This window comes from Nocardia sp. bgisy118, assembly GCF_057708605.1.
This window is the reverse complement of the sequence record NZ_JBYISM010000033.1, coordinates 39,851-61,161: the sequence shown is the minus strand read 5'-3', so window position 1 is coordinate 61,161 and position 21,311 is coordinate 39,851. Positions and strand designations below refer to the sequence as shown.

Genomic DNA, 21,311 nt, shown 5'->3' with positions numbered 1-21,311 from the left:
CGCGCCGGTACGCTCGACCCGGATCAGCGGCAAGGCGAGAACGGATCGGAGGGCGGCGGTGACGCAGCAACGGCGAACGCTGCCGACCGTGGAGGACACCGAGGCGCTGGGCCGCGAACTGGCAGGCGAACTCGGCGCGGGCGACCTCGTGGTGCTCGACGGTCCGCTCGGCGCGGGCAAGACAGCATTGACGCGCGGCATCGCCGCCGGCCTCGGCGTGCAGGGCCGAGTGAGCTCGCCCACCTTCATCATCGCCAGGCAGCACCGCGCGGGCCTGCGCGTCGGCGCCGCGCCGGTGCCCATGGTGCACGTGGACGCCTACCGGCTCGGCGGCGATCTGGACGCGCTCGACGCCCTCGACCTCGACACCGACCTGCACGAGGCGGTGGTCGTCGTGGAGTGGGGCCTCGGGGTCGTCGAGCACCTGGCCGAGCGGCACCTGCGCGTCCTGCTGACCAGGGAACCGGAATCCGATGTGCGAACAGCGGTCTGGGAGTGGGTCGAGTAGACGCAGGTCACAGTGGGCGCCGGGCGGATCGGCCGCCGGGTTTAGCTACCCGGTAGCTCCGCGCCGCGGCGAGGTACCACCCGGTATCGTTGGGCCAATCATGCTTGTACTAGCTGTCGACACCGCGACACCCGCCGTTACAGCGGGATTGGTGGAACTGGAGCAGGCCGCGCCCGATGCGGTCACCGCGGCCGAGCTGCGCACCGTCGCCTCGCGGGTCCGGGTCGATGCCCGCGCCCACGCCGAGGTGCTGACCCCGCAGATCCTCGAATGCCTCACCGAGGCAGGCCGTTCCAGGACCGATATCGCCGCGGTCGTCGCCGGTATCGGGCCCGGCCCGTTCACCGGCTTGCGGGTCGGCATGGCGACCGCGGCCGCCTTCGGTGACGCCCTCGACGTCCCGGTGTACGGCGTGTGCAGCTTGGACGCGATCGCCTCGGACGTCTTCGCTCAGGGCGAGTTCACCGCCGACGGCGAGCTGCTCGTCGTGACCGACGCGCGCAGGCGCGAGGTGTACTGGGCGCGCTACCGTGCCGGGCTGCGCGTCGCGGGGCCGGACGTGGTCAAGCCCGCCGCGCTCGACCACGACTCGGCCGCGGCGGTCGCGGGCTCCGCCTCGCACGTCGACCTGTTCGATCTTCCGGTGCTGCCGGTGGAGACGCCCTCGCCCGCAGGCTTGGTGCGCGTCGCCGCCGCCGAGCTGCTCGCGCGCGCCGTGCCGGAACCGCTGGTGCCGCTCTACCTGCGCAGGCCGGACGCGGTGGAGAACGCCTACCGCACCCTCGACAGGACGGGAGCGTGATGGTGGACGACGAAGTACGCACCGCCGCCTTCCGCATCGAGCCGATGAACATGGGCGACATCGAGCGCTGCGTCGAACTCGAACAACTGCTGTTCCCGGAGGACGATCCGTGGCACGCGGTCGCCTTCCGCTCGGAACTCGCCGGACGACACAACCGCTACATCACCGCGCGCGACGAGGACGGGCGGATGGTCGGATACGCGGGCGTGGCGCTGCTCGGTGACGCAGCACACCCCGAGGCCGAGGTGCACACCATCGGCGTCGACCCGAACTACCACCGCGGGGGCATCGGCACTCTGCTGCTCGAGGCGCTGCTCGCGGAGGCGGGCAAGCGCGGCGGACCGGTTTTCCTGGAGGTGCGCACCGACAACGCGCCCGCCATCGCGCTCTATGCCAAGCACGGATTCCACATCATCGGCTTGCGCAAGAACTACTACCACCCCAGCGGCGCCGACGCCTACACCATGCGCAGGCCGGAACTGACCGCGCTCCCGCTTCCCGACGAGGTGCTGTCGTGATCGTCATGGGCATCGAGTCCTCCTGCGACGAAACGGGAGTCGGCATCGTCCGCCGCAACCCCGACGGCAGCTGTGAGCTGCTCGCCGACGAGGTCGCCTCCAGCGTCGACCAGCACGCGCGCTTCGGTGGCGTGGTGCCGGAGATCGCCTCGCGCGCGCACCTGGAGGCGATCGTGCCCGCTATGCGCCGGGCGCTGTCGGCGGCGGGCATCGCCAAGCCCGACGCGCTCGCGGTCACCATCGGCCCCGGTCTGGCCGGAGCGCTGCTGGTCGGCGTCGCGGCCGCGAAAGCTTATGCGGCGGCCTGGGATGTACCGTTCTACGCGCTGAACCATCTCGGCGGCCATGTCGCGGTGGACACGTTGGAGCACGGACCGATGCCGCCCTGCGTGGCGCTGCTGGTGTCCGGCGGGCACACCCATCTGCTGCACGTCACCGATCTGGCCGAGCCCATCGTCGAACTGGGCAGCACGGTCGACGACGCGGCGGGGGAGGCCTTCGACAAGGTGGCCCGGCTGCTCGGTCTCGGCTTCCCCGGCGGACCCGCGCTGGACGCGGCCGCCGCGAGCGGCGATCCGAAGGCGATCGCGTTCCCGCGCGGCATGACCGGGCCGCGCGACCCGCGCTACGACTTCTCGTTCTCCGGCCTCAAGACCGCCGTCGCCCGCTACGTGGAGGCCGCGCAGCGCAGCGGTGTCGCGCCCGAGGACCTGCCGATCCCGGATATCGCCGCGTCCTTCCAGGAGGCGGTCGCCGACGTGCTGACCATGAAGGCCATTCGCGCCGCCCAGGACGTGGGTGCAGGCACCCTGGTGCTCGGCGGTGGCGCCACCGCCAACTCGCGGATTCGCTCGCTGGCCGAAGAACGCTGCGCCGCGGCGGGTTTGACGCTGCGGGTGCCGAAACCGCGGCTGTGCACCGACAACGGCGTGATGATCGCCGCGCTCGGCGCGCATGTCATCGCGGGCGGGGCGAAGCCCTCACCCCTCACCGTCGCGACCGATCCGGGGTTGCCGGTATCGGTCAGCCAGATCGGCTGAGCCGTCGGGTGCCGATCTGGCTGCCTGCGGGCCGAATCGGATCGTCTACCAGCGAATGGCATTCCGTCCGGGGGTGATTCGTTCGGTCGGATCGAGCGTGCCGTTCAGCGGTGCGGGGCGAACTCGACCTCGAGCAGCGGCAGTGCGCTCGTCGTGTCCTGCCCGGCGGAGCCCGAGTTGGAGCGCGGCATCGGGATCGGAATCCTGGTGTGTGCGGGCGCCTGGGGCGGCCCACTCGCCGGAGGGGGCGCCGGGCTCGTCGACGGCCCGTATTCCTCGCGGTTCTGCTGCGTGGGCAAGAGGGGGTTACCAGGGGGATTCAGCAGCGGGCCGAGCAGTTCCGGGAACGGGATCGGCGGGAGGTTCGGGTCGGGGCGCAGCGTCGGCTGGGCCGATGGGATCGGCGCCGGTGTCGGGATCGGCGTCGGTGTGAACACGGCGCCGGTGCGGGTCGACGGCAGACCGGCCTCCTGGGTGCCCGGCGGCGGCGATGCGACGGTGGACCCCTCGGTGGTCTCGCGGCCGCCGGAGGTGACAGTCCCCGCGCCGGTCTGCGGGGGCACTGTGACCGACGTCGGCGGCAGTTGCGCGCTACTCGTCGTACCCGCGGGCGAGACCTCCTCGTCCGACGTCGGCGCGAAGGTCTTGAAGCCGTAGCCGACCACCAGGCCGACCACCACGATGGCTCCGGCGAGCGTGCCGATGACCTTGGTGAAGGTGCCCGCGGGCGCGTCGCCGCCGATCCCGGCCGCCACCGGGAACCCGGAAGGCTGTGCGGCGTCGGCCACCAGCGCGGCGCCCTTGGCGATGACCGCCTCCGGATCGTCGACGGTGAGCACCGGCACATCGAGTGCGCGTTCGAGGGTCTCGAGGACGGCGGGGATGTTGGCGCCACCGCCGATCACCGCCACCGCCTCCGGGGACTTGGGCGCCCGCGCGAACACCGCCGCGGTGAACAAGGCGGTGTCGCGCAGCAGATCTCCGATCAGTTCCTCGAAATCGGCCCTGGTGAGTTTGAGCGGCCTGCCCGCGACGTGGTCGATGGTGACGGCGGGCGAAACCGAGAGATGTTCCTTGGCGGCGCGGCCGCGGTTGGTCAGCATGCGGCGGTTCGGCCTGGTGCCGCGCCGGGCGTAGTGGAGGTCGACCAGGTGGTGGTAGATCAGGTCGTCGATCGCGTTGCCGCTGATCGCGTGGATGCGTTCGGAGCGAAGCACGGTGCCGTCGGCCTGCTCGGCGACGGTGACGCTCAGACCGGTCGCGCCGAGGTCGACGACGGCGACCGTCTCGTAGCGGTCGAGCAGCCCGGTGTGGCGCAGGAAGGTGAGCGCGGCGGTGCCTTCCGGGACCAGCTCCAGCTCACGCTGTTTGCCGGTGGCCGAACGGATCACCTGCGCCTGCTCCTTGCTGCGGTAGGCGACGGCGACGCTGGTCGGCGGCCTGCCCGCCGCCGCTTCCAGCCCGACCGAGCCGGTGCCTGCGAATCGGACGCCGACCGGCTGAGTGGGCCACGCGATGTCGTGCGGCACTTGCTGACTCGGTAGCTGGGTGGTCATCAGGTCGATGGACGACGCGACCAGATCACCGATGTCGGAATGGGCCGCGTCGGCGGAAACGACGCGGTAGTCGAAGCTTTGGGCGCCGTTCGGCGCGGTGGCGACCAGCGCCGAGCACACGACCTCGTTCCCGGCGGAGATGCCGAGGGATGTTCGCATGTTCACCTCCCTTCGAGCGGATGGTCATCCTGTCGCCGACCATCTCGAATGGACTTCCGGACCGTCGCGTGGTCGGCGAGCGATCCGAACTCGGGATCCGGCCGGACCGACGTCCGGGTGGGTCGCGAGAACCGGCCTTGGATCACGTGTGGACTTGCCCTCTGGGTGAAGCTGTGGCGCAACGGGATCTGTGACGCTGTGCTGGTTCTTTCGTAACGCTCGATGCCTCCCTCGGACGCCGGTTCGTGATGAACTCGGCGGCCGAAGAACGACCGTCGTCAATACTGTCACAATCCGTTATCCGAACGTTACAGATTTCCCGAACCAATGGAAAGCCCTGAGGCCGTGGGGCAACCAACCCTGGTGAGTGCATATCGGAACAGGGACGGGTCGCGAAGTGGGACTACGACGCGCATTGGCACCGCCCGGCCTTGAGCGCTGGCACTCTCGTGTATAGAGTGCTAGTGGCACTGGTGAACGTGGACGGCCGGGTAACCGTCCGCCCTCCGCATTCGCCGGGTGTCAGCAGTTGTGACTACTGAGCAGGGGTCCCGGCACCCGCGACGACGGGGCTATGCGCAGGGTCAGCACCGTGACCGAACCGATGGTCCGGGACAACAGTTCCGGACGACCGTAAATCCCCTGAAAGTGGAGGGCTCAACGTGGCGAGCGTGAACATCAAGCCGCTCGAGGACAAGATCCTCGTCCAGGCCAACGAGGCCGAGACGACGACGGCCTCCGGCCTGGTCATCCCGGACACGGCGAAGGAGAAGCCGCAGGAAGGCACCGTCGTCGCCGTCGGCCCCGGCCGCTGGGACGAGGACGGCGAGAAGCGCATCCCGCTGGACGTCCAGGAGGGTGACACCGTCATCTACAGCAAGTACGGCGGCACCGAGATCAAGTACCAGGGCGAGGAGTACCTGATCCTCTCCGCGCGCGACGTGCTGGCTGTCGTCAGCAAGTGACCGCGCTCGGCGCGGTCCGGATCGGATCGCGCTTCCCGGCCACGCCCGGGATCGAGTCGTAACGACGTTGCCCCGGTTCCCCTCCCAGCGGGGCCGGGGCAACGTCGTTTCAGCCCACCGGGCGGGTTCGCACGGCCCCACCGGGCCGGACCCGCCCAGGCATCCAAGGAAAAGGACTTATGGCAAAGCAGATCGAGTTCGACGAGAAGGCTCGCCGGGCTCTGGAACGCGGCGTCGACAAGCTCGCCGACGCGGTGAAGGTCACCCTCGGCCCGCGCGGTCGCCACGTGGTGCTCGCGAAGGCGTTCGGCGGCCCCACCGTCACCAACGACGGCGTCACCATCGCGCGCGACATCGACCTCGAGGATCCGTTCGAGAACCTGGGCGCGCAGCTGGTCAAGAGCGTCGCCACCAAGACCAACGACGTCGCGGGCGACGGCACCACCACGGCGACCGTGCTGGCCCAGGCGCTGGTGCGCGGCGGCCTGAAGAACGTCGCGGCGGGCGCCAACCCGATCGTGGTCGGCGCGGGCATCGCCAAGGCCGCCGAGGCGGTCTCCGAGGCGCTGCTTGCCGCGGCCACCCCGGTCTCCGGCGAGAAGGCCATCGCGCAGGTCGCCACCGTGTCCTCGCGTGACGAGCAGCTCGGCGAGATGGTCGGCAAGGCACTCACCACTGTTGGCAAGGACGGCGTCGTCACCGTCGAGGAGTCCTCGACGCTGGAGACCGAACTCGTCGTCACCGAGGGCGTGCAGTTCGACAAGGGCTACCTCTCGCCCTACTTCGTCACCGATGCCGACACCCAGCAGGCGGTGCTCGAGGACGCCCTGGTGCTGCTGCACCGCGAGAAGATCAGCTCCCTGCCCGACCTCCTTCCGCTGCTGGAGAAGATCGCCGAGAGCGGCAAGGCCGTGCTGATCATCGCCGAGGACGTCGAGGGCGAGGCGCTGTCCACCCTGGTGGTCAACTCCATCCGCAAGACCCTCAAGGCCGTCGCGGTGAAGGCGCCGTTCTTCGGTGACCGTCGCAAGGCGTTCCTGGACGACCTGGCCGTGGTCACCGCGGGCACCGTCGTCAACCCGGACATCGGCGTCACCCTGCGCGAGGCCGGCCTGGAGGTGCTCGGCAAGGCCCGGCGCGTTGTCGTCACCAAGGACGACACCACGATCATCGACGGCGCGGGCACCGCGGAGGACATCGCCGCCCGCAGCACGCAGCTGCGCCGCGAGATCGAGGCCACCGACTCCGACTGGGACCGCGAGAAGCTCGAAGAGCGCCTGGCCAAGCTGGCGGGCGGCGTCGCGGTGATCAAGGTCGGCGCGGCCACCGAGACCGCGCTCAAGGAGCGCAAGTACCGCGTCGAGGACGCGGTGAGCGCGGCCAAGGCCGCGGTCGAGGAGGGCATCGTCCCCGGCGGCGGTACCGCGCTGGTGCAGGCGGGCGCCAAGCTCGTCGAGCTGCGCGACTCGCTGTCCGGCGACGAGGCCGTCGGCGTCGAGGTGGTGCGGCGGGCGCTGCAGGCGCCGCTGTACTGGATCGCCACCAACGCGGGCCTGGACGGCGCCGTCGTGGTCAGCAAGGTCTCCGAGGGTAAGGAAGGCTTCAACGCCGCCACCCTCACCTACGGTGATCTGCTCACCGACGGCGTGGTCGACCCGGTCAAGGTGACCCGTTCCGCGGTGGTCAACGCCGCGTCGGTCGCCCGTATGGTGCTCACCACCGAGAGCGCCGTGGTCGACAAGCCCGCCGAGGAGGCGCACGACCACGGTCATCACGGTCACGCGCACTGACGCGTCGAGCGTGTGAAAGGCCCCCGGATGTTCGAATCCGGGGGCCTTTTCGTCGTGTGGGGGTCGGTGCGCCGCTCGGCAAGCCCGCTGCGGATCGTGAGAGGCGACAGGCGTCGGGTCGATCGCGCGGAAAAGGGACTACGCGAGACGCGCGGGAAGCGGCCCGGTGCGGAGACTTCGGCGCAGCAGACGACGCGGTCGCGCGCGGAAGCTCCGGCGGGGATGGCGAGCGGTCTCTCGGCGATCGGCGCGGGAGCGCGCGAGGTCACCGGAGATCGGTGCCGTGGCGCAGCCCTGGGCGCGCCGACTGGGGGTGTAGCTCAGGAGGCGACGGGAGGTTGCTCGGCAGCGATGGCCGCGAGCAACCGACCGCGAAGCGCGGCGGGCGGCGCGGTGGCCGTCACCGCCGCGAGCGCGGCCAAGGCATCCTTGGCCTGCCGCACCTCCGCGATGAACTCGGCGTGTAGCACCGGATCCTCGCCGTCGAGCAATTCCTGTACCGCGTGATGGTCTTCGTCGTCGATCGATCCGAGCGCGACGGTGTGCGCGAGATCGATCTGGGCTTCGTTCATCTCACGTCACCCCCAAACTTTTCTTCAGTCGTGTCAATCCATCCCGAATTCGGGACTTGACGGTCGGTAACCCTACGCCGAGATAGGTGGCCACCTCCGCGTAAGTTCGGCCGCCGTAGTAGGCCAGCGAGATGGCTTCTCGCTGGGTTTCCGTGAGGCCGGTGAGTCCCTCGAGGACCGCTTGCTGTTCGAGTCTGCGCTCGACCTCTTCGATCACCTCGTCGAACTCGTTGCCGAGAACCCTTATCCCGTACGCGACTTCGCGCAGGGTATGGGCCTGCTCGGCGCGGACCCGGTCGACGGCACGCCGATGGGCGAGCGTCATCAACCACGTCACCGCCGACCCCTTCGCGGGGTCGAAACTGGCTGCGGTACGCCAGAGCTGGAGATACACCTCTTGCGTGGTCTCCTCCGCGTACCCCGGATCGTGTAGCACCCGGAGCACCAGACCGAACACGCGCGCACACGTTCGGTCGTACAGTTCGGCGAAAGCTTCCTGGTCGGACTGGCCGCAGCGATGCAAGAGAGCGGCTAGTTCGATGCTTTCGGCTGCGCGTGCCGACACCGCAGAATCCACACTCGGTGGGAAGGCTTCTCTTCGGAACGAGTCGCCCTCTGCGGCTGGCGGCCGCGTTGTCACAACGCTCCATTCTGTGTCATCGGTCACTACCGTAGCGTGCCGCTATCGCCTCCTTCCAGTGGGGTGCCAGCAAACCGCAAGCAGCTCAGCTACTTTGCGGTGAACTCCCAAACGCCGGGCGAATTCAGATGTGACACGCCAACAGCAACCGATCGCCACCGGGCCGACAATCGCGCGGCTCCTGCTCGCCGCGACCGCGGGTACGGCGGTGGTGACCGCCTGATGCCGCGCGTCGGCGTCGGTTCCGGACCGGGACAGCGGTGTGCCATCGGGTTCGGCCGGGATCGTGTTTCTGGTGTTTCAGTGGCCGGTTATTTGCTAGGCATTCGGCGCGCCACGCGGTCCGGATGGGTCGCGGATTCGCGCTGTGGCTGCGGCGATGGCTGGTCGCGGCTCAGACGGCCATGCGACGGCGGTTGCGCCGCGCGTGCATCTCGCGCTCGGTCTCCGACATGCCGCCCCAGATGCCGTAGGGCTCGCTGACTTTCAGCGCGTGGCTGCGGCACTGCATGAGTACCGGGCAGGCGCGGCAGATCTCCTTGGCTCGCATCTCGCGTGCGGTGCGGGCGCGGCCGCGTTCGCCGTCGGGATGGAAGAACACGGCGGAGTCCACGCCTCGGCAGGAACCGCGCATCTGCCAGTCCCAGACGTCGGCGTTCGGTCCGGGGAGGTGGGTCGGCATGGGCATGGTGAACTCCTCGTATTGCGAGCTCGTCGGCGTTGTCGAGCAGTTGACTGCAACAGGTGGGGGACACGTGCGATCGGCGGTGTCCCTCGGCTCGCCCTTCCGGTCGCTGCAATTTCGCGCGGCGCCGTCCGTGGCGATGAGTTACGTTAGGGGTAGCCGCGAAATTCCGTCAATAGTTCGACGCACTGGTTTTCGAAATCTGGCAATGGCGAGATTTAACCTACCCGCTGTTTACTTTTAACGTGGGTTCCGGTGATACTGTTCGGTTGGCTAGAACGCGGCGGGTAGCTGCCTGTGTCGAGTATGTCAAGGTTTCCGCAGGTCGTGAGTCTTTTTTGGGACCGCTCACAGGTTACTGGTTCCATGGGGGACAGGTAACCGGAGTGACGGTGGCCACCGTACGGGCTGTGCGCGAGCACAGCCCATATGGCGGAAACGGGGCGCGGAGGTTAATTGCGCGAAACGCGCGTGAATTTGTGTCGCGGATGATCTCGCAATGCTGAGACGAGATTTACCTGATGGAAACATGGGCGGCGTACCAGAAATGCTGACAAGTAGCCAGGTCTTCGAGCCGCCATTTACTACGCGCGGTCGTCGGCCGCGGACGGGATAGAGTTCGCGCGTGTTCGCGCCAGTTCCGACCGTGGATGTCCGATATGAAGTCCTCGCTATGGGAGCCTTCGGGGCTCGTCCCGGCCTCGCCGCTGCCGAGTTGCCGGCCGCCGAGGACGCCCTGAGTTCCTGGCTCCGGGCGGTGATTCTCGGGGGACAGGGCCGCTACGCCGCGGCCCGCGCGGAATTGTCCGCGATGCGACGGCGGACCGCGGATCCGGTACTGCTCTCGTTGGCCGCGAGCACCGAGGGCTCGCTGCTGCGTCAACTCGGCTGGCACGCTGCGGCGTCCGGCCCGGACGGACGTGCGGCCGCGCTGGCGCTGCCGGGCGGCGACCTCGCATTCGCGCCCGCCGGGTCCGCGCCGGACCGCGTCGACGCGATCTGCGACGCCCTCACCGGCCTGGCCGCCGACGCGCTGGGCGCCGGCCGCCTCGCACTGGCGCGCAGGCTGCTCGACCGGAGCCGCGCCGCGCTGGATCCGGACGGCCTGCGATGGCGGGCCTGGATCCGCTGGCACTGGGTCAGCGCCGAGACCGCGTTGGCGTCGGGTGCGGCCCGGGAAGCGCTGCCGCACGCGCGCGACGCCCTCGCCCTCGCCGAGGCCGCGCCGTCGGTGCGGCACCGCGTCAAGTCCCGGCTCCTCGTCGCCGCGGCGACGGCCGCGTCGGGTGATGTCGAACACGCCCGAGTGCTGGCCGACACGGTGGCCGCCGAATGCCGGGAGCACGATCTGCTTCCGCTGCGCTGGGCGTGCGCGATGCTGCGTTCCGGCTTGTCGGATCCGGGCGCCGCGGGCGAGGCGGCAGCGTGCGCCGCGGGAATCGCCCGTCGTGGCGGGCGTTTTCGGCCACCGGGCGCCGCGTGACGGTCGGCGAGACGTTCTCGAGACAAGTGACCATGTTGCTCGGTTCCTCGTCGCCTATCGCTATTGTTAGATCCGTTCCGCCACATCCGCGGAAGCACAGGTCATCGGGCCCGTGCCACTTGTAACGCCAGGAATATCTCTGACGATGACGCACACGGGCGAAGAGTTGGACCTCGCCGTCGCTGCCGCAGCGCAGGGCGACAGATCCGCTTTAGCTCAGGTACTAGAGCTGATCCGCCCGCTGGTTGTCCGGTACTGCCGCGCGCGTATCGGCGCGGCGGAGCGTGGACAGCTCTCCGCGGACGACGTTGCGCAGGAGGTATGTCTGGCCGTGATGACAGCCTTGCCCAGGTATCAGGACCAGGGCAGGCCCTTCATGGCCTTCGTATACGGAATCGCTTCGCACAAGGTCGCCGACGCACACCGCAACGCCGCCCGTAACAAGGCGGAGGCGATGGCCGAAGTACCAGATGTCATATCCACCGACCAAGGACCGGAACAGCGAGCTCTCGAATCGGAGACGAGTAGGCAGATGAACCGTCTGCTCGCGACTCTCCCCGAAAAGCATCGAGAGATCCTGATCCTGCGATTGGTCATGGGTTTGTCAGCGGAAGAAACCGCGGTCGCCGTGGGCAGTACGGCGGGCGCTATACGGGTGGCCCAGCACAGGGCGCTCGCGAAACTGAAGTCACAAGTGGCGAGGGCAGGTGAAATGTATGGCTAGGGATGGCGAGCGCGGTCGGGGTGACTGGAAGGCGCGACGTGGATCGCGAAATAGCGGTCCCTACGCCGGGGGGACTGGTGACACCGGACCGGTGGACATCGCCGCGGTACGCCGTGACGATGTTCTGATCGACGCCATCGCCAGCGATGGACCGGTACAGACCGATAGCGCGGAGGAGTTTCAGCTAGCCGCACTGCTGGCTGACTGGCGTGCGGAACTGATTTCGCCGCCGCTGCCGAGCGCACCGGATCTGGACGCGGTCGTTGCCGCGGTCAACCAGGAGATCGGCGCGCGCAAGGTTCGAGTCGGCGCAGTCAACCGCGGCCGTCTTCGGCTTGTCGGTCCGATCGCGGGAACCGCGGCGGCATTGGCACTGGTCTTCGGCGGTGTGACGGCGTTCTCCTACAGCGCCGAGCCCGGCGATCCGCTGTGGCGGGTCAAAGAGGTCGTGTTCAGCGAGCAGGCGCAGACCACCGTGGTGCAGCGCGCAGGCAACGAGCTGGACCAGGCCGAGCAGGCTCTGGCGCAGCGCAATCCGGCGCAGGCGAAGGCGCTGCTGGAGCGCGCGTCGGTGAACGTCGACCAGGTCAGCGACTCGGGCAAGAAGCAGGATCTGGAGTCCGAGTGGCAGAAGCTGCTCACGCAGCTGCGTGAACTGTCGCCGGAGGCGGCGGCCGCGCTCGAACAGGCCACCACCACGAACCAGCCGCGGCCGACCGGCGCCACCGGTTCCACCACCACGCCGACGCAGCCTGCCCGCGAGACCACCACCATCACCAACATGATGGTGCCGCCGATCTCGGAGACCACGCCGCCGACCACCGTGGAGCCGGCTGGACCGACCGGACCTACCGGGCCGACCGGTGGTCCGACCGCGCCGACGACGCAACAGCCGGTGACCACCGTGCCGACCACGCCTGTCGAACAGCCGCCGAACCCGGGGCCGCCCACCACGCAGGCGCCGACGACGGTCGGCGTGCCGACCGGCGGAGATGTCGAAGCACCGACTCAGCCGGCGACGAGGTCGCCGATCCTGGAGGACGGGCCGGGCACGGTGAACATTCCGACCGCGCCCTCGGTCAGCCACACTCCGAGCAACTGAGCTCGGGCGTAAGCGAGTTCGTCTTCCCCCGGTGCCTGCCGGGTGTCCGGCCGGTCGCAGGTTGGATATTCACCGTGATCGCGTGTCGTTGATCGTGTGTCGTTCGACACCGACAAGAGGAGTGCGCGCACGCCGTGCGTCGGCGTGTCGCGGAGGCCGTGAGGGCCGTCACCCGAATACGCGCGCGTCGACCGATTGCCGACCGGCGGTCGGTATTTCGTCGTGTTCGGGTGTCGGGATCGCGAGATCAGCTGTCGAAGCCGTCGAACCCGTCGCCGTGGAATGCTTCGTTCATCGACGCGTCCGCGTAGCCCCTGCAGTAATCCCAGGTGACGTACGCCTCTGGCGTCGGATCGTAGGCGGGCTCGTGTGGCCGCACCGTGCCGTCGACCAACAACTGAAGCAGGTTGGCGCGCAACATGTCCCAGTCGTGGTAATGGTCCTGCCTACAGTCCTCGCAGCTGACGACGAGCCCGCGTATTCCGCGGTGCGCGAGCAGCGCTTCGTAGACCGCGAGGTCGGCGAGATCCTCCTCGACCGCAAGGCGCTCGTGGGGATCCAGCGGCTCGCCGGGCTCGATAGCGTCGAGCGCGGCGGACGGGTCGGAGGGGTCTCCGGCAAACGGATCCGGCGGCAAGCCAGGTGGTAGATGGTCACGCACACACCCACGGTACGCAGAACAGGGTGGTCTGCGCCAGCTATGTAGGGTGCCAGTTTCGCGACCGGGCGCGCCTCCGCCTGCCACTCCGGCCGGGTGCGGTCTTCCGCCGGACTTCGTCCCGGCTGCGCCCACTGGGCTCAGTTCATCGACGAGTTTGCGGGACAGATACCATAGGTGGCAGGCGCCGGACAGTTCCCGACACACTGACCTCGCCGCCACCGTCCATCCCATCAGTTGTGCGCGACGCCGGTCCATCCGGCGTCTCTCGCTTTCGACGTTCCAGGAGGGGTCGATCCGAATGAGTAATCCCGTACCGGGCGAACGACTGGCAGTCCGCCCCCCTACGGGTGGCGACGACCCGAACAAGATCGCCATGCTCGGCCTCACGTTCGACGACGTGCTGTTGCTGCCCGCCGCATCGGATCTGATTCCCAGTTCGGTGGAGACCTCGAGTCAGCTCACCAGGGAGATCCGGCTGCGCACCCCGCTGGTCAGCTCTGCCATGGACACCGTCACCGAGGCGCGCATGGCCATCGCGATGGCCCGTGCGGGCGGTATGGGCGTGCTGCACCGCAATCTGTCCGCCGCCGACCAGGCCGCCCAGGTGGAGACGGTCAAGCGCTCCGAGGCGGGCATGGTGACCGATCCGGTGACCTGTCGCCCGACCGACACGCTGGCCGAGGTCGACGCGATGTGCGCCCGGTTCCGCATCTCCGGCCTTCCGGTGGTGGACGAGACCGGCGCGCTCGTCGGCATCATCACCAATCGCGACATGCGCTTCGAGGTGGACCAGGACCGGCGCGTCGCCGATGTGATGACCAAGGCGCCGCTGATCACCGCCCAGGAGGGCGTCACCGCGGAGGCCGCGCTCGGGCTGCTGCGCCGCCACAAGGTGGAGAAGCTGCCGATCGTGGACGGCAACGGCCGCCTGCGCGGGCTCATCACCGTCAAGGACTTCGTCAAGACCGACCAGTACCCGAACGCCACCAAGGACCGCGACGGCCGTCTGCTGGTCGGCGCCGCGGTGGGCGTCGGCGAGGACGCCTGGTCGCGCGCCATGACCCTGGCCGACGCGGGCGTCGACGTGCTGGTCGTCGACACCGCACACGGACACCAGGTGCAGGTGCTGCAGATGGTCGCCAAGGTCAAGGCCGAGGTCGGCGACCGCATCCAGGTGGTCGGCGGCAACGTCGCCACCAGGGCGGGCGCGGCCGCGCTGGTCGAGGCGGGCGCCGACGCGGTGAAGGTCGGTGTCGGCCCCGGCTCCATCTGCACCACCCGCGTGGTCGCGGGCGTCGGCGCGCCGCAGATCACCGCGATCCTCGAGGCCGTCGCCGCGTGCAAGCCGCACGGCGTTCCGGTCATCGCCGACGGCGGCATCCAGTTCTCCGGCGACATCGCCAAAGCCATCGCGGCGGGCGCGTCCACCGTGATGCTCGGCTCGCTGCTTGCGGGCACCGGCGAATCGCCCGGCGAGCTGATCCTGGTGGGCGGCAAGCAGTTCAAGAGCTACCGCGGTATGGGCTCGCTGGGCGCCATGCAGGGCCGCGGTCAGGCCAAGTCGTTCTCCAAGGACCGCTACTTCCAGGACGACGTGCTCGCCGAGGACAAGCTGGTGCCCGAGGGCATCGAGGGCCGCGTGCCCTTCCGCGGCCCGGTGAATCAGGTGATCCACCAGCTCGTCGGCGGCCTGCGGGCCGGCATGGGCTACACCGGCGCGCAGTCCATCGCCGAGCTCCAGGAAGCGCAGTTCGTGCAGATCACCGCGGCTGGCCTGAAGGAGAGCCACCCGCACGACATCACGATGACGGTCGAAGCGCCGAACTACACCGGCCGCGGCTGACCCAACCGACGCGAGCCTCGGTAGCCGGGCAACCTGCCATCACAGGCCCGGCTGCCGCGGGCGGCGCGGGGAAGGGGCCCTGACGGAGTCGCCGGTCGAGTTCAGGACACCGGTGCACATTCCGGTTTTCGGCGCGAGGTACAGGACGCGATTGCGATCCGAGTGGGTACCCCGTGCATGATTAACCTGTTCGCGAGTCGACGTGCCCGCACGGGCGCTCCCTCCCGACCACCCCGAGGGCGAGTCTTACGAGCCCGTTCGCGGCCGTCTCGCTTCCGAGCGGTCGAAGCGCATGCGACGCAGTCGCGAGTCTCGACCGCTCGGAAGCGAGACATAAAAGGCCGCGAACACGCGCGCGCCAGCGCGCCAAAGACACGGCCGCGAACACGCGCGCGCCAGCGCGTAAATAAACACCGAAAGGACAGACAAGTGCGCGACATGGTCGAGATCGGCATGGGCCGGACGGCCCGGCGTACCTACGAACTGGACGATGTCGACATCGTTCCCTCGCGGCGTACCCGCTCGTCGAAGCAGGTGTCGCTGGCGTGGCAGCTCGACGCCTACCGGTTCGAGATTCCGTTCCTCGCGCACCCGACCGACGCCCTGGTGTCGCCGAAGTTCGCCATCGAGCTCGGCCGTCTCGGCGGGCTCGGCGTGATCAACGGCGAGGGCCTGTGGGCCAGGCACGCCGACGTCGAGGCGAAGATCGATCAGCTGCTCGAGCTGGTCGGCAAGGGCGGTTACGAGCGCGCGGTCGCCATGCTGCAGGAGCTGCACGCGGCGCCGATGCAGCCGGATCTGCTCGCGGCCGCGGTGGCCGAGGTGCGTGCGGCGGGCGTGACCGTCGCCGTGCGGGTCAGCCCGCAGAACGCCCGCGCGCTGACGCCCGCCCTGTTGCAGGCGGGCATCGATCTGCTCGTCGTGCACGGCACCATCATTTCCGCGGAGCACGTCGGTGACGGCGAACCGCTGAACATGAAGACCTTCATCGCGGAGCTGGACGTGCCCGTGGTCGCAGGCGGTGTCAGCGATCACCGCACCGCGTTGCACCTGATGCGCACCGGCGCCGCGGGCGTGATCGTTGGCTACGGCTCCTACCCCGGCGCGACGACCACCGGCGAGGTGCTCGGCATCGGGGTGCCGATGGCCACTGCCATCGCCGATGCCGCGGCCGCGCGCCGCGATTACCTGGACGAGACCGGCGGCCGCTACGTGCACGTCATCGCGGACGGCGATATCGCCACCTCCGGTCAGCTGGCGAAGGCGATCGCCTGCGGCGCCGACGCCGCCATGCTCGGGGTGCCGCTGGCGCTGGCCGCCGAGGCGCCGGGCCGCGGCTGGTACTGGCCGTCGGCGGCCGCGCACCCGTCGGTGCCGCGCGGTTCACTGCTGCACGTGGACGATCCGTGGGATCTGGGCGGCGAGTCCACCGAGCAGGTGCGCCCGAGCCTGGAGCGGGTGCTCTTCGGTCCGTCCGACGACCCGTTCGGCTCGCTGAATCTGGTTGGCGGCCTGCGCCGCTCGATGGCGAAGGCCGGGTACTCGGACCTGAAGGAGTTCCAGAAGGTCGGACTCAGCGTTCGCGCCTGAGGCCGTCCGCGTTCGCCTCGAGCCCGCGCCCGACCGATCGGGCGCGGGCTCAGCGCTGTTCGCTGTGCGAACCGGCGTCACCGCGCGTGTGTTGGCATCACGTGGTCGCGGAGGAACTGCCGGATCGTGTGATTCACCGGTTCCGGGTGGGTCATGGTGACCGCGAGGCGAGCGCCCGCGATCTCCACGTAGGTCGCCGACGCCAGGCCCGCGGCCAGCTGTTTGGCGCGGTCGTGCGTGATGCCGCTGTCGGTGGCGTGGATGACCAGTGCGGGACAGGTGATTTCGGGAAGCCGGTCGAGCACCGACTCCCTGGCGAGCAGGCAGCCCGCGGCGACCTCGATGCCGTCTCGGTCGCGGCCGAGCCAGCGTTTGGTCCAGATCGCCCGATACCAGTCGTCGTCGCCGATCAGCCAGGTGGCGAGCCGGCCGACCGCGTGCTCCCTGCTGTCGTCGTCGTACCACTCGTCGAGGAAGCGCTGGGTGGCCGTGGACTGCTCGGGCGTCGGTCCGTGCGCCTCGGTGCTGATGAGGATGAGTCCCGCGATCCGCTCGGGCGCGATGAGCGCGGCGCGCAGCGCGGTGAAGCCGCCCTGCGCCGTGCCGCCGAACACCGCGCGCTCGGCGCCGAGCTGGTCGAGCACGGTGAGCGCGTCGCGCGCCGCGGTCCAGTACGTGAAGGGTAGGCCCTGATCCCTGGTGCGTCCGTGCCCGCGAGCGTCCCAGGACACGATCCGGAATTCCGGCGCGAGCGCGGCCATCTGTGCAGCGAACATGGTGCGGTCCATGAGGAATTCGTGCGCGAGCAACACCACCGGACCGTTGCCGCCGCTGTCCTCGTAATGGATGTCGGCGTCTATCGCACGGGCGAAGGGCACGAGCAAGAGGATAACGAGCCGCGGCCCGGTCGATGCGGGATTCGAGCCGCCCGCTTCGAGATAGTCGGAGGAGGCCGAGGGCGCCCGGTGTGTCGGAGACAACGTGCCTGCACAGGGGACCTGCCCGTTGGTTCGGGCGCGCACCCGGCTCACTAGACTGTGGCCGTGGCAGAATCCCAGAGACCGGTCCTCGTCGTCGACTTCGGTGCCCAATACGCCCAGCTGATCGCTCGGCGGGTGCGCGAGGCAAGTGTGTACTCCGAGGTGATTCCGCATACCACCACCGTCGAGGAGATCGCCGAGAAGAACCCGCTCGCGGTGATTCTGTCCGGCGGCCCGGCCAGCGTGTACGCCGAGGGTGCGCCGCAGCTGGACGCGCGGCTCTTCGATCTGGGGCTTCCGGTCTTCGGCATCTGCTACGGCTTCCAGGCGATGGCGCAGGCGCTGGGCGGCACGGTCGCGCACACCGGCACCCGTGAGTACGGCCGCACCGAGCTGAACATCGACGGCGGCCTGCTGCACGGTGGTCTGCCCACCATCCAGCCGGTGTGGATGAGCCACGGTGACGCGGTCACCGACGCGCCGGAGGGCTTCGAGATCACCGGCACCACCGCGGGCGCGCCGGTCGCCGCGTTCGAGGACCGGGCCCGTCGCCTGGCGGGCGTGCAGTACCACCCCGAGGTGCTGCACTCGCCGCACGGTCAGCAGGTGCTCAGCCGCTTCCTGCACGAGCTCGCGGGCATCCCGTCCGCGTGGACGCCCGCCAACATCGCCGACGCGCTGATCGCGCAGGTCCGCGCGCAGGTCGGCGACGGGCACGCGATCTGCGGCCTGTCCGGCGGTGTGGACAGCGCCGTCGCGGCCGCGCTCGTGCAGCGCGCCATCGGTGACAGGCTGACCTGTGTGTTCGTCGATCACGGCCTGCTGCGCTCGGGCGAGCGCGAGCAGGTGCAGCAGGATTTCGTCGCCGCGACGGGCGCCAAGCTGGTCACCGTCGACGCGGTGGACAAGTTCCTCGGCGAGCTGAAGGGCGTCACCGATCCCGAGGAGAAGCGCAAGATCATCGGCCGCGAGTTCATCCGCTCCTTCGAAGACGCGGTGAGCGAGGTCGTCGCCGAGCACGGCACCGAGGACGGGCAGGCGCCCGAGGTCGAGTTCCTGGTGCAGGGCACGCTGTACCCGGACGTGGTGGAGTCGGGCGGCGGCAGCGGCACCGCGAACATCAAATCGCACCACAATGTCGGTGGGCTGCCGGAGGATCTGGAGTTCGAACTCGTCGAGCCGCTGCGGCTGCTGTTCAAGGACGAGGTCCGCGCGGTCGGCCGCGAGCTGGGCCTGCCCGAGGAAATCGTTGCGCGCCAGCCGTTCCCGGGTCCGGGCCTGGCCATCCGCATTGTCGGCGAGGTCACCGGTGATCGTCTCGCCACGCTGCGGCAGGCCGACGCGATCGCCCGCGAGGAGCTCACCGCGGCCGGGCTGGACCGCCAGATCTGGCAGTGCCCGGTGGTGTTGCTCGCCGACGTGCGCAGTGTCGGCGTGCAGGGCGACGGCCGCACCTACGGTCACCCGATCGTGCTGCGCCCGGTGTCCAGCGAGGACGCCATGACCGCCGACTGGACCCGTTTGCCGTACGAGGTGCTGGAGCGCATTTCGACTCGTATCACCAACGAGGTCGCCGAGGTCAACCGCGTCGTGCTCGATGTCACGAGCAAGCCGCCGGGCACCATCGAGTGGGAGTGATCCCCTGAGACCTCGACGGCCCCCGCACATGAGGTGTGCGGGGGCCGTCGGCGTTTCGGGATTCAGTCCGTCTCGGCGCGGCTCCAGCCGAGGCCGAGGACGAGGTGGCCGAGTAGTGTGCCGCCTCCGGCGTGGGCCCTGGCCGGCGTGACCGGCACGACCCGCGCGACGGGCGTGCCCGGTCGTTGCGGCGGCGTCGGATCGGCCGCGTCGGTCTCGAATTGTTCTCGCGCCATGAGGTTCTCCTGTGCGACTCGGGCCATCGCGCTAGTGCCGTCTGCGGGGGGAGATCACCAGCAGGACGCCGACGACGATGGCGGCGATGACGACGATCCAGCCGAAGGAGATCGCTCCGCTGGCCGTCGCGGTGGGGCCGATGAAGCCCCAGACGCTCACCGCGAGGGCGAGCAGGCCGACTATCAGCAGGGACGCCGACGGTCCGCGGCCTTCGGTCGGGTCGTTGGGGCGGGGTTGTTCAGCCACGCTGCACCTCCACACTGCCGAGATGAATGTCCACATCGAGGTCGAGCACCGGGGCGCCCGGGGTGTTCGGACCGGTGACGCCCTGCGGGCACAGGTTCTCGCCCATGTTGACGGTGCAATCGGTGCGAACGGTCATACCCGCCGGCACCAGGATGCGGGCCTCGCCCATCTGCACATCGACGTTCACCGTCCGGTTCTCGGTCAGGTTCAGCGAACGCAGGTCGAGCGTTCCCGAACCCATCGAGATCCGGTAATCCTGCTGTAGTTCGGCCATCGTCGCGGGCGTCCAGACGTGATCGCCCATGGCGCCCCTGTCGAATTCGATGGGTCCGATCATCGAGGCGAGCATGACGAAGCCGGCGAGCGGAGCGGTGACGACCAGCAGGCCGTAGCCGCGCCGCAGGAACGCGCCGAGCACCAGGCCGAGGCCGATCACGGCCAGGGCCACCGAGGCGATCCGGCCGGGCGTCATCCAGTCCACGCCCGCGGCGGCGATCGCGCCCGTACCCGCCGCGGCCAGGATGGCCAGGCCGAGCACGACCGGGGTGAGCCGGGAACGGGGACGCTTCGGCGGCAAGGCGACCACCGGGCGGGCCGGGGTCGGCTCGGGCAGGTCCCAGGCCAGCGGCGCCACGCCGAGCGGATCCCACGACGGCGGGGTCACGCCGGTGAAGGCCGCGGGCGTCGGGTGGGCCGGGATACGGGCAGGCTGTTCCGCGAGGGTCTTCGGCTCGGTGGGGGCTTTCGGCTCGGCGTCGGGCTTCTCCAGCGAAAGCGATTCCCCGGCGCTCGGCTGCGGTGACGAGGTCCGCGCTTCGAGCACTTCGGTTTTCGCGTCGGTCACCTCGGCGGGTTCGTCGACGCTTTTGTCCAGCGATACGGTCTCCGGCGCATCGGCGCGCAGCACGGGGGTCTCCGCCTCCGGCTCGCGCGGTGTGTCGGGAACGTAGGCGTCCGGCAGCTTGGTGTACGGGCTGTACACCGGCGGGACGTCGGGGACCGGGTAACCGGGGTTGCGCAGCGGGCCGGTCGGGAACGCGGCTCCGGGGTAGCCCGTCGCGGCGAGGCCGTCGGCGAACCCGCTGTCGGCGAAACCGCCGTCGAGTGCGCTGGTGCCCGGCGGCGGCTGCGGGCACCGCATGAACAGCATCCACCAGCCCGCCAGCATCAGGGCCAGGCTGATCATTCCGGAGCCCGCCAGCCCGACGCCGAACGGGCCGACCGTCGTGACCGCGATGGCCAGCGCCACGATCAGCACGACCGTCTTCGTCTGCGACTGTGAGCTGTGTCCCTTGCCGAACAGCGATTCGGCGGCCGAGGACTGATCCCCGGATTCGTTCAGCAGCAGCCAGGCGAGCAGGTACAGCACGATGCCCGCGCCGCCGAAGAAGGTGGACACCACGAACGCGACCCGCACCAGCACCGGGTCGACGTTGTAGCGCTGCCCGAATCCTGCCGCGACGCCCGCGACCGGACCCTGCCGCGGCAACCGGACGGGCCGCGTCTGCCACATCTGCTGCAGCTGATCGCCGAAGGTTGTTCTCGTCATAATCCCCATGGTGCGGCTGACCA

The 21,311-nt window shown here is 69.6% G+C and carries 21 protein-coding genes; 12 read left to right on the top strand and 9 right to left on the bottom strand.

The window, feature by feature from the left end; translation table 11 throughout:
- The first annotated feature begins 58 nt into the window (after window positions 1-58).
- The 4 genes from tsaE (at window position 59) to tsaD (ending at window position 2,868) form a co-directional block, all read left to right on the top strand.
- Entirely contained in the window at window positions 59-508 is a 450-nt protein-coding gene (gene tsaE / locus AC3EO7_RS31495; protein ID WP_431964217.1) for a tRNA (adenosine(37)-N6)-threonylcarbamoyltransferase complex ATPase subunit type 1 TsaE, read from the top strand.
- Between the two features lie 100 nt (window positions 509-608).
- Entirely contained in the window at window positions 609-1,310 is a 702-nt protein-coding gene (gene tsaB, locus AC3EO7_RS31490) for a tRNA (adenosine(37)-N6)-threonylcarbamoyltransferase complex dimerization subunit type 1 TsaB (protein ID WP_435593191.1), read from the top strand.
- Window positions 1,310-1,828, top strand: coding sequence for a ribosomal protein S18-alanine N-acetyltransferase (gene rimI / locus AC3EO7_RS31485; protein ID WP_435593212.1), 519 nt, complete (start codon window positions 1,310-1,312; stop codon window positions 1,826-1,828). Before tsaB ends, rimI begins: the two co-directional genes overlap by 1 nt.
- The gene (gene tsaD, locus AC3EO7_RS31480; protein WP_431964221.1) at window positions 1,825-2,868 is read left to right on the top strand and encodes a tRNA (adenosine(37)-N6)-threonylcarbamoyltransferase complex transferase subunit TsaD; all 1,044 of its coding nucleotides are present in this window, start codon (window positions 1,825-1,827) and stop codon (window positions 2,866-2,868) included. The genes rimI and tsaD overlap by 4 nt, the downstream gene beginning before the upstream one ends.
- Before the next feature lie 104 nt (window positions 2,869-2,972).
- Here tsaD and AC3EO7_RS31475 read toward each other — a convergent pair whose 3' ends face one another.
- Complete coding sequence (locus AC3EO7_RS31475; RefSeq protein ID WP_431964223.1) at window positions 2,973-4,583, bottom strand: DUF7159 family protein; 1,611 nt, start codon at window positions 4,581-4,583, stop codon at window positions 2,973-2,975.
- A gap of 662 nt (window positions 4,584-5,245) precedes the next feature.
- Between AC3EO7_RS31475 and groES the strand changes: the two genes are divergently transcribed.
- Together groES and groL are read left to right on the top strand one after the other, a co-directional pair.
- On the top strand, window positions 5,246-5,548 hold the full coding sequence (gene groES, locus AC3EO7_RS31470) for a co-chaperone GroES (RefSeq protein ID WP_014349218.1): 303 nt from the start codon (window positions 5,246-5,248) through the stop codon (window positions 5,546-5,548).
- 179 nt (window positions 5,549-5,727) lie between these two features.
- A complete protein-coding gene (gene groL / locus AC3EO7_RS31465; protein WP_431964226.1) occupies window positions 5,728-7,338 on the top strand; it encodes a chaperonin GroEL in 1,611 nt (536 codons plus the stop codon).
- A 320-nt stretch (window positions 7,339-7,658) separates the two neighbouring features.
- Here the strand turns inward: groL and AC3EO7_RS31460 are convergent, their stop codons facing one another.
- The 3 genes from AC3EO7_RS31460 to AC3EO7_RS31450 all read right to left on the bottom strand — a co-directional run bounded on the left by AC3EO7_RS31460 (window position 7,659) and on the right by AC3EO7_RS31450 (window position 9,238).
- Complete coding sequence (locus AC3EO7_RS31460; protein WP_357407582.1) at window positions 7,659-7,910, bottom strand: RskA family anti-sigma factor; 252 nt, start codon at window positions 7,908-7,910, stop codon at window positions 7,659-7,661.
- A gap of 1 nt (window position 7,911) precedes the next feature.
- The gene (locus AC3EO7_RS31455; protein WP_431964228.1) at window positions 7,912-8,487 is read right to left on the bottom strand and encodes a sigma-70 family RNA polymerase sigma factor; all 576 of its coding nucleotides are present in this window, start codon (window positions 8,485-8,487) and stop codon (window positions 7,912-7,914) included.
- A gap of 457 nt (window positions 8,488-8,944) precedes the next feature.
- Entirely contained in the window at window positions 8,945-9,238 is a 294-nt protein-coding gene (locus AC3EO7_RS31450) for a WhiB family transcriptional regulator (protein ID WP_067784918.1), read from the bottom strand.
- A 622-nt stretch (window positions 9,239-9,860) separates the two neighbouring features.
- On the opposite strand from AC3EO7_RS31450, the gene AC3EO7_RS31445 reads away from it, so the two are divergent.
- The 3 genes from AC3EO7_RS31445 to AC3EO7_RS31435 all read left to right on the top strand — a co-directional run bounded on the left by AC3EO7_RS31445 (window position 9,861) and on the right by AC3EO7_RS31435 (window position 12,544).
- Window positions 9,861-10,718, top strand: coding sequence for a hypothetical protein (locus AC3EO7_RS31445; protein WP_435593190.1), 858 nt, complete (start codon window positions 9,861-9,863; stop codon window positions 10,716-10,718).
- Between the two features lie 145 nt (window positions 10,719-10,863).
- Complete coding sequence (locus tag AC3EO7_RS31440; protein WP_067784912.1) at window positions 10,864-11,442, top strand: sigma-70 family RNA polymerase sigma factor; 579 nt, start codon at window positions 10,864-10,866, stop codon at window positions 11,440-11,442.
- A 91-nt stretch (window positions 11,443-11,533) separates the two neighbouring features.
- Window positions 11,534-12,544: an anti-sigma-D factor RsdA gene (locus AC3EO7_RS31435; protein ID WP_435593189.1), complete on the top strand. Its 1,011-nt coding sequence runs from the start codon at window positions 11,534-11,536 to the stop codon at window positions 12,542-12,544.
- 247 nt (window positions 12,545-12,791) lie between these two features.
- Here AC3EO7_RS31435 and AC3EO7_RS31430 read toward each other — a convergent pair whose 3' ends face one another.
- Window positions 12,792-13,205: a DUF5319 domain-containing protein gene (locus AC3EO7_RS31430; protein ID WP_011207424.1), complete on the bottom strand. Its 414-nt coding sequence runs from the start codon at window positions 13,203-13,205 to the stop codon at window positions 12,792-12,794.
- A 298-nt stretch (window positions 13,206-13,503) separates the two neighbouring features.
- Here AC3EO7_RS31430 and guaB point away from each other — a divergent pair, with 298 nt between their 5' ends.
- Complete coding sequence (guaB, locus tag AC3EO7_RS31425) at window positions 13,504-15,048, top strand: IMP dehydrogenase (RefSeq protein WP_431964234.1); 1,545 nt, start codon at window positions 13,504-13,506, stop codon at window positions 15,046-15,048.
- A gap of 429 nt (window positions 15,049-15,477) precedes the next feature.
- The gene (locus tag AC3EO7_RS31420) at window positions 15,478-16,638 is read left to right on the top strand and encodes a GuaB3 family IMP dehydrogenase-related protein (protein WP_141807277.1); all 1,161 of its coding nucleotides are present in this window, start codon (window positions 15,478-15,480) and stop codon (window positions 16,636-16,638) included.
- A gap of 77 nt (window positions 16,639-16,715) precedes the next feature.
- Here the strand turns inward: AC3EO7_RS31420 and AC3EO7_RS31415 are convergent, their stop codons facing one another.
- Window positions 16,716-17,516, bottom strand: coding sequence for an alpha/beta fold hydrolase (locus tag AC3EO7_RS31415; protein ID WP_431964237.1), 801 nt, complete (start codon window positions 17,514-17,516; stop codon window positions 16,716-16,718).
- 159 nt (window positions 17,517-17,675) lie between these two features.
- On the opposite strand from AC3EO7_RS31415, the gene guaA reads away from it, so the two are divergent.
- Window positions 17,676-19,256: a glutamine-hydrolyzing GMP synthase gene (gene guaA, locus AC3EO7_RS31410; RefSeq protein WP_435593188.1), complete on the top strand. Its 1,581-nt coding sequence runs from the start codon at window positions 17,676-17,678 to the stop codon at window positions 19,254-19,256.
- Window positions 19,257-19,318: 62 nt separating this feature from the next.
- On the opposite strand, the gene AC3EO7_RS31405 is transcribed toward guaA, so the two are convergent.
- Genes AC3EO7_RS31405 through AC3EO7_RS31395 form a run of 3 tightly spaced genes read right to left on the bottom strand, consistent with a single transcriptional unit; the run spans window position 19,319 to window position 21,297 of the window.
- Window positions 19,319-19,492 (bottom strand): hypothetical protein, encoded by a 174-nt coding sequence (locus AC3EO7_RS31405; RefSeq protein ID WP_431964241.1) that lies wholly within the window; start codon window positions 19,490-19,492, stop codon window positions 19,319-19,321.
- Between the two features lie 31 nt (window positions 19,493-19,523).
- Window positions 19,524-19,739, bottom strand: a complete 216-nt coding sequence (locus AC3EO7_RS31400; RefSeq protein ID WP_435593187.1) for a hypothetical protein — start codon at window positions 19,737-19,739, stop codon at window positions 19,524-19,526.
- A complete protein-coding gene (locus tag AC3EO7_RS31395) occupies window positions 19,732-21,297 on the bottom strand; it encodes a PspC domain-containing protein (protein WP_431964245.1) in 1,566 nt (521 codons plus the stop codon). Before AC3EO7_RS31395 ends, AC3EO7_RS31400 begins: the two co-directional genes overlap by 8 nt.
- Between the last annotated feature and the right edge of the window lie 14 nt (window positions 21,298-21,311).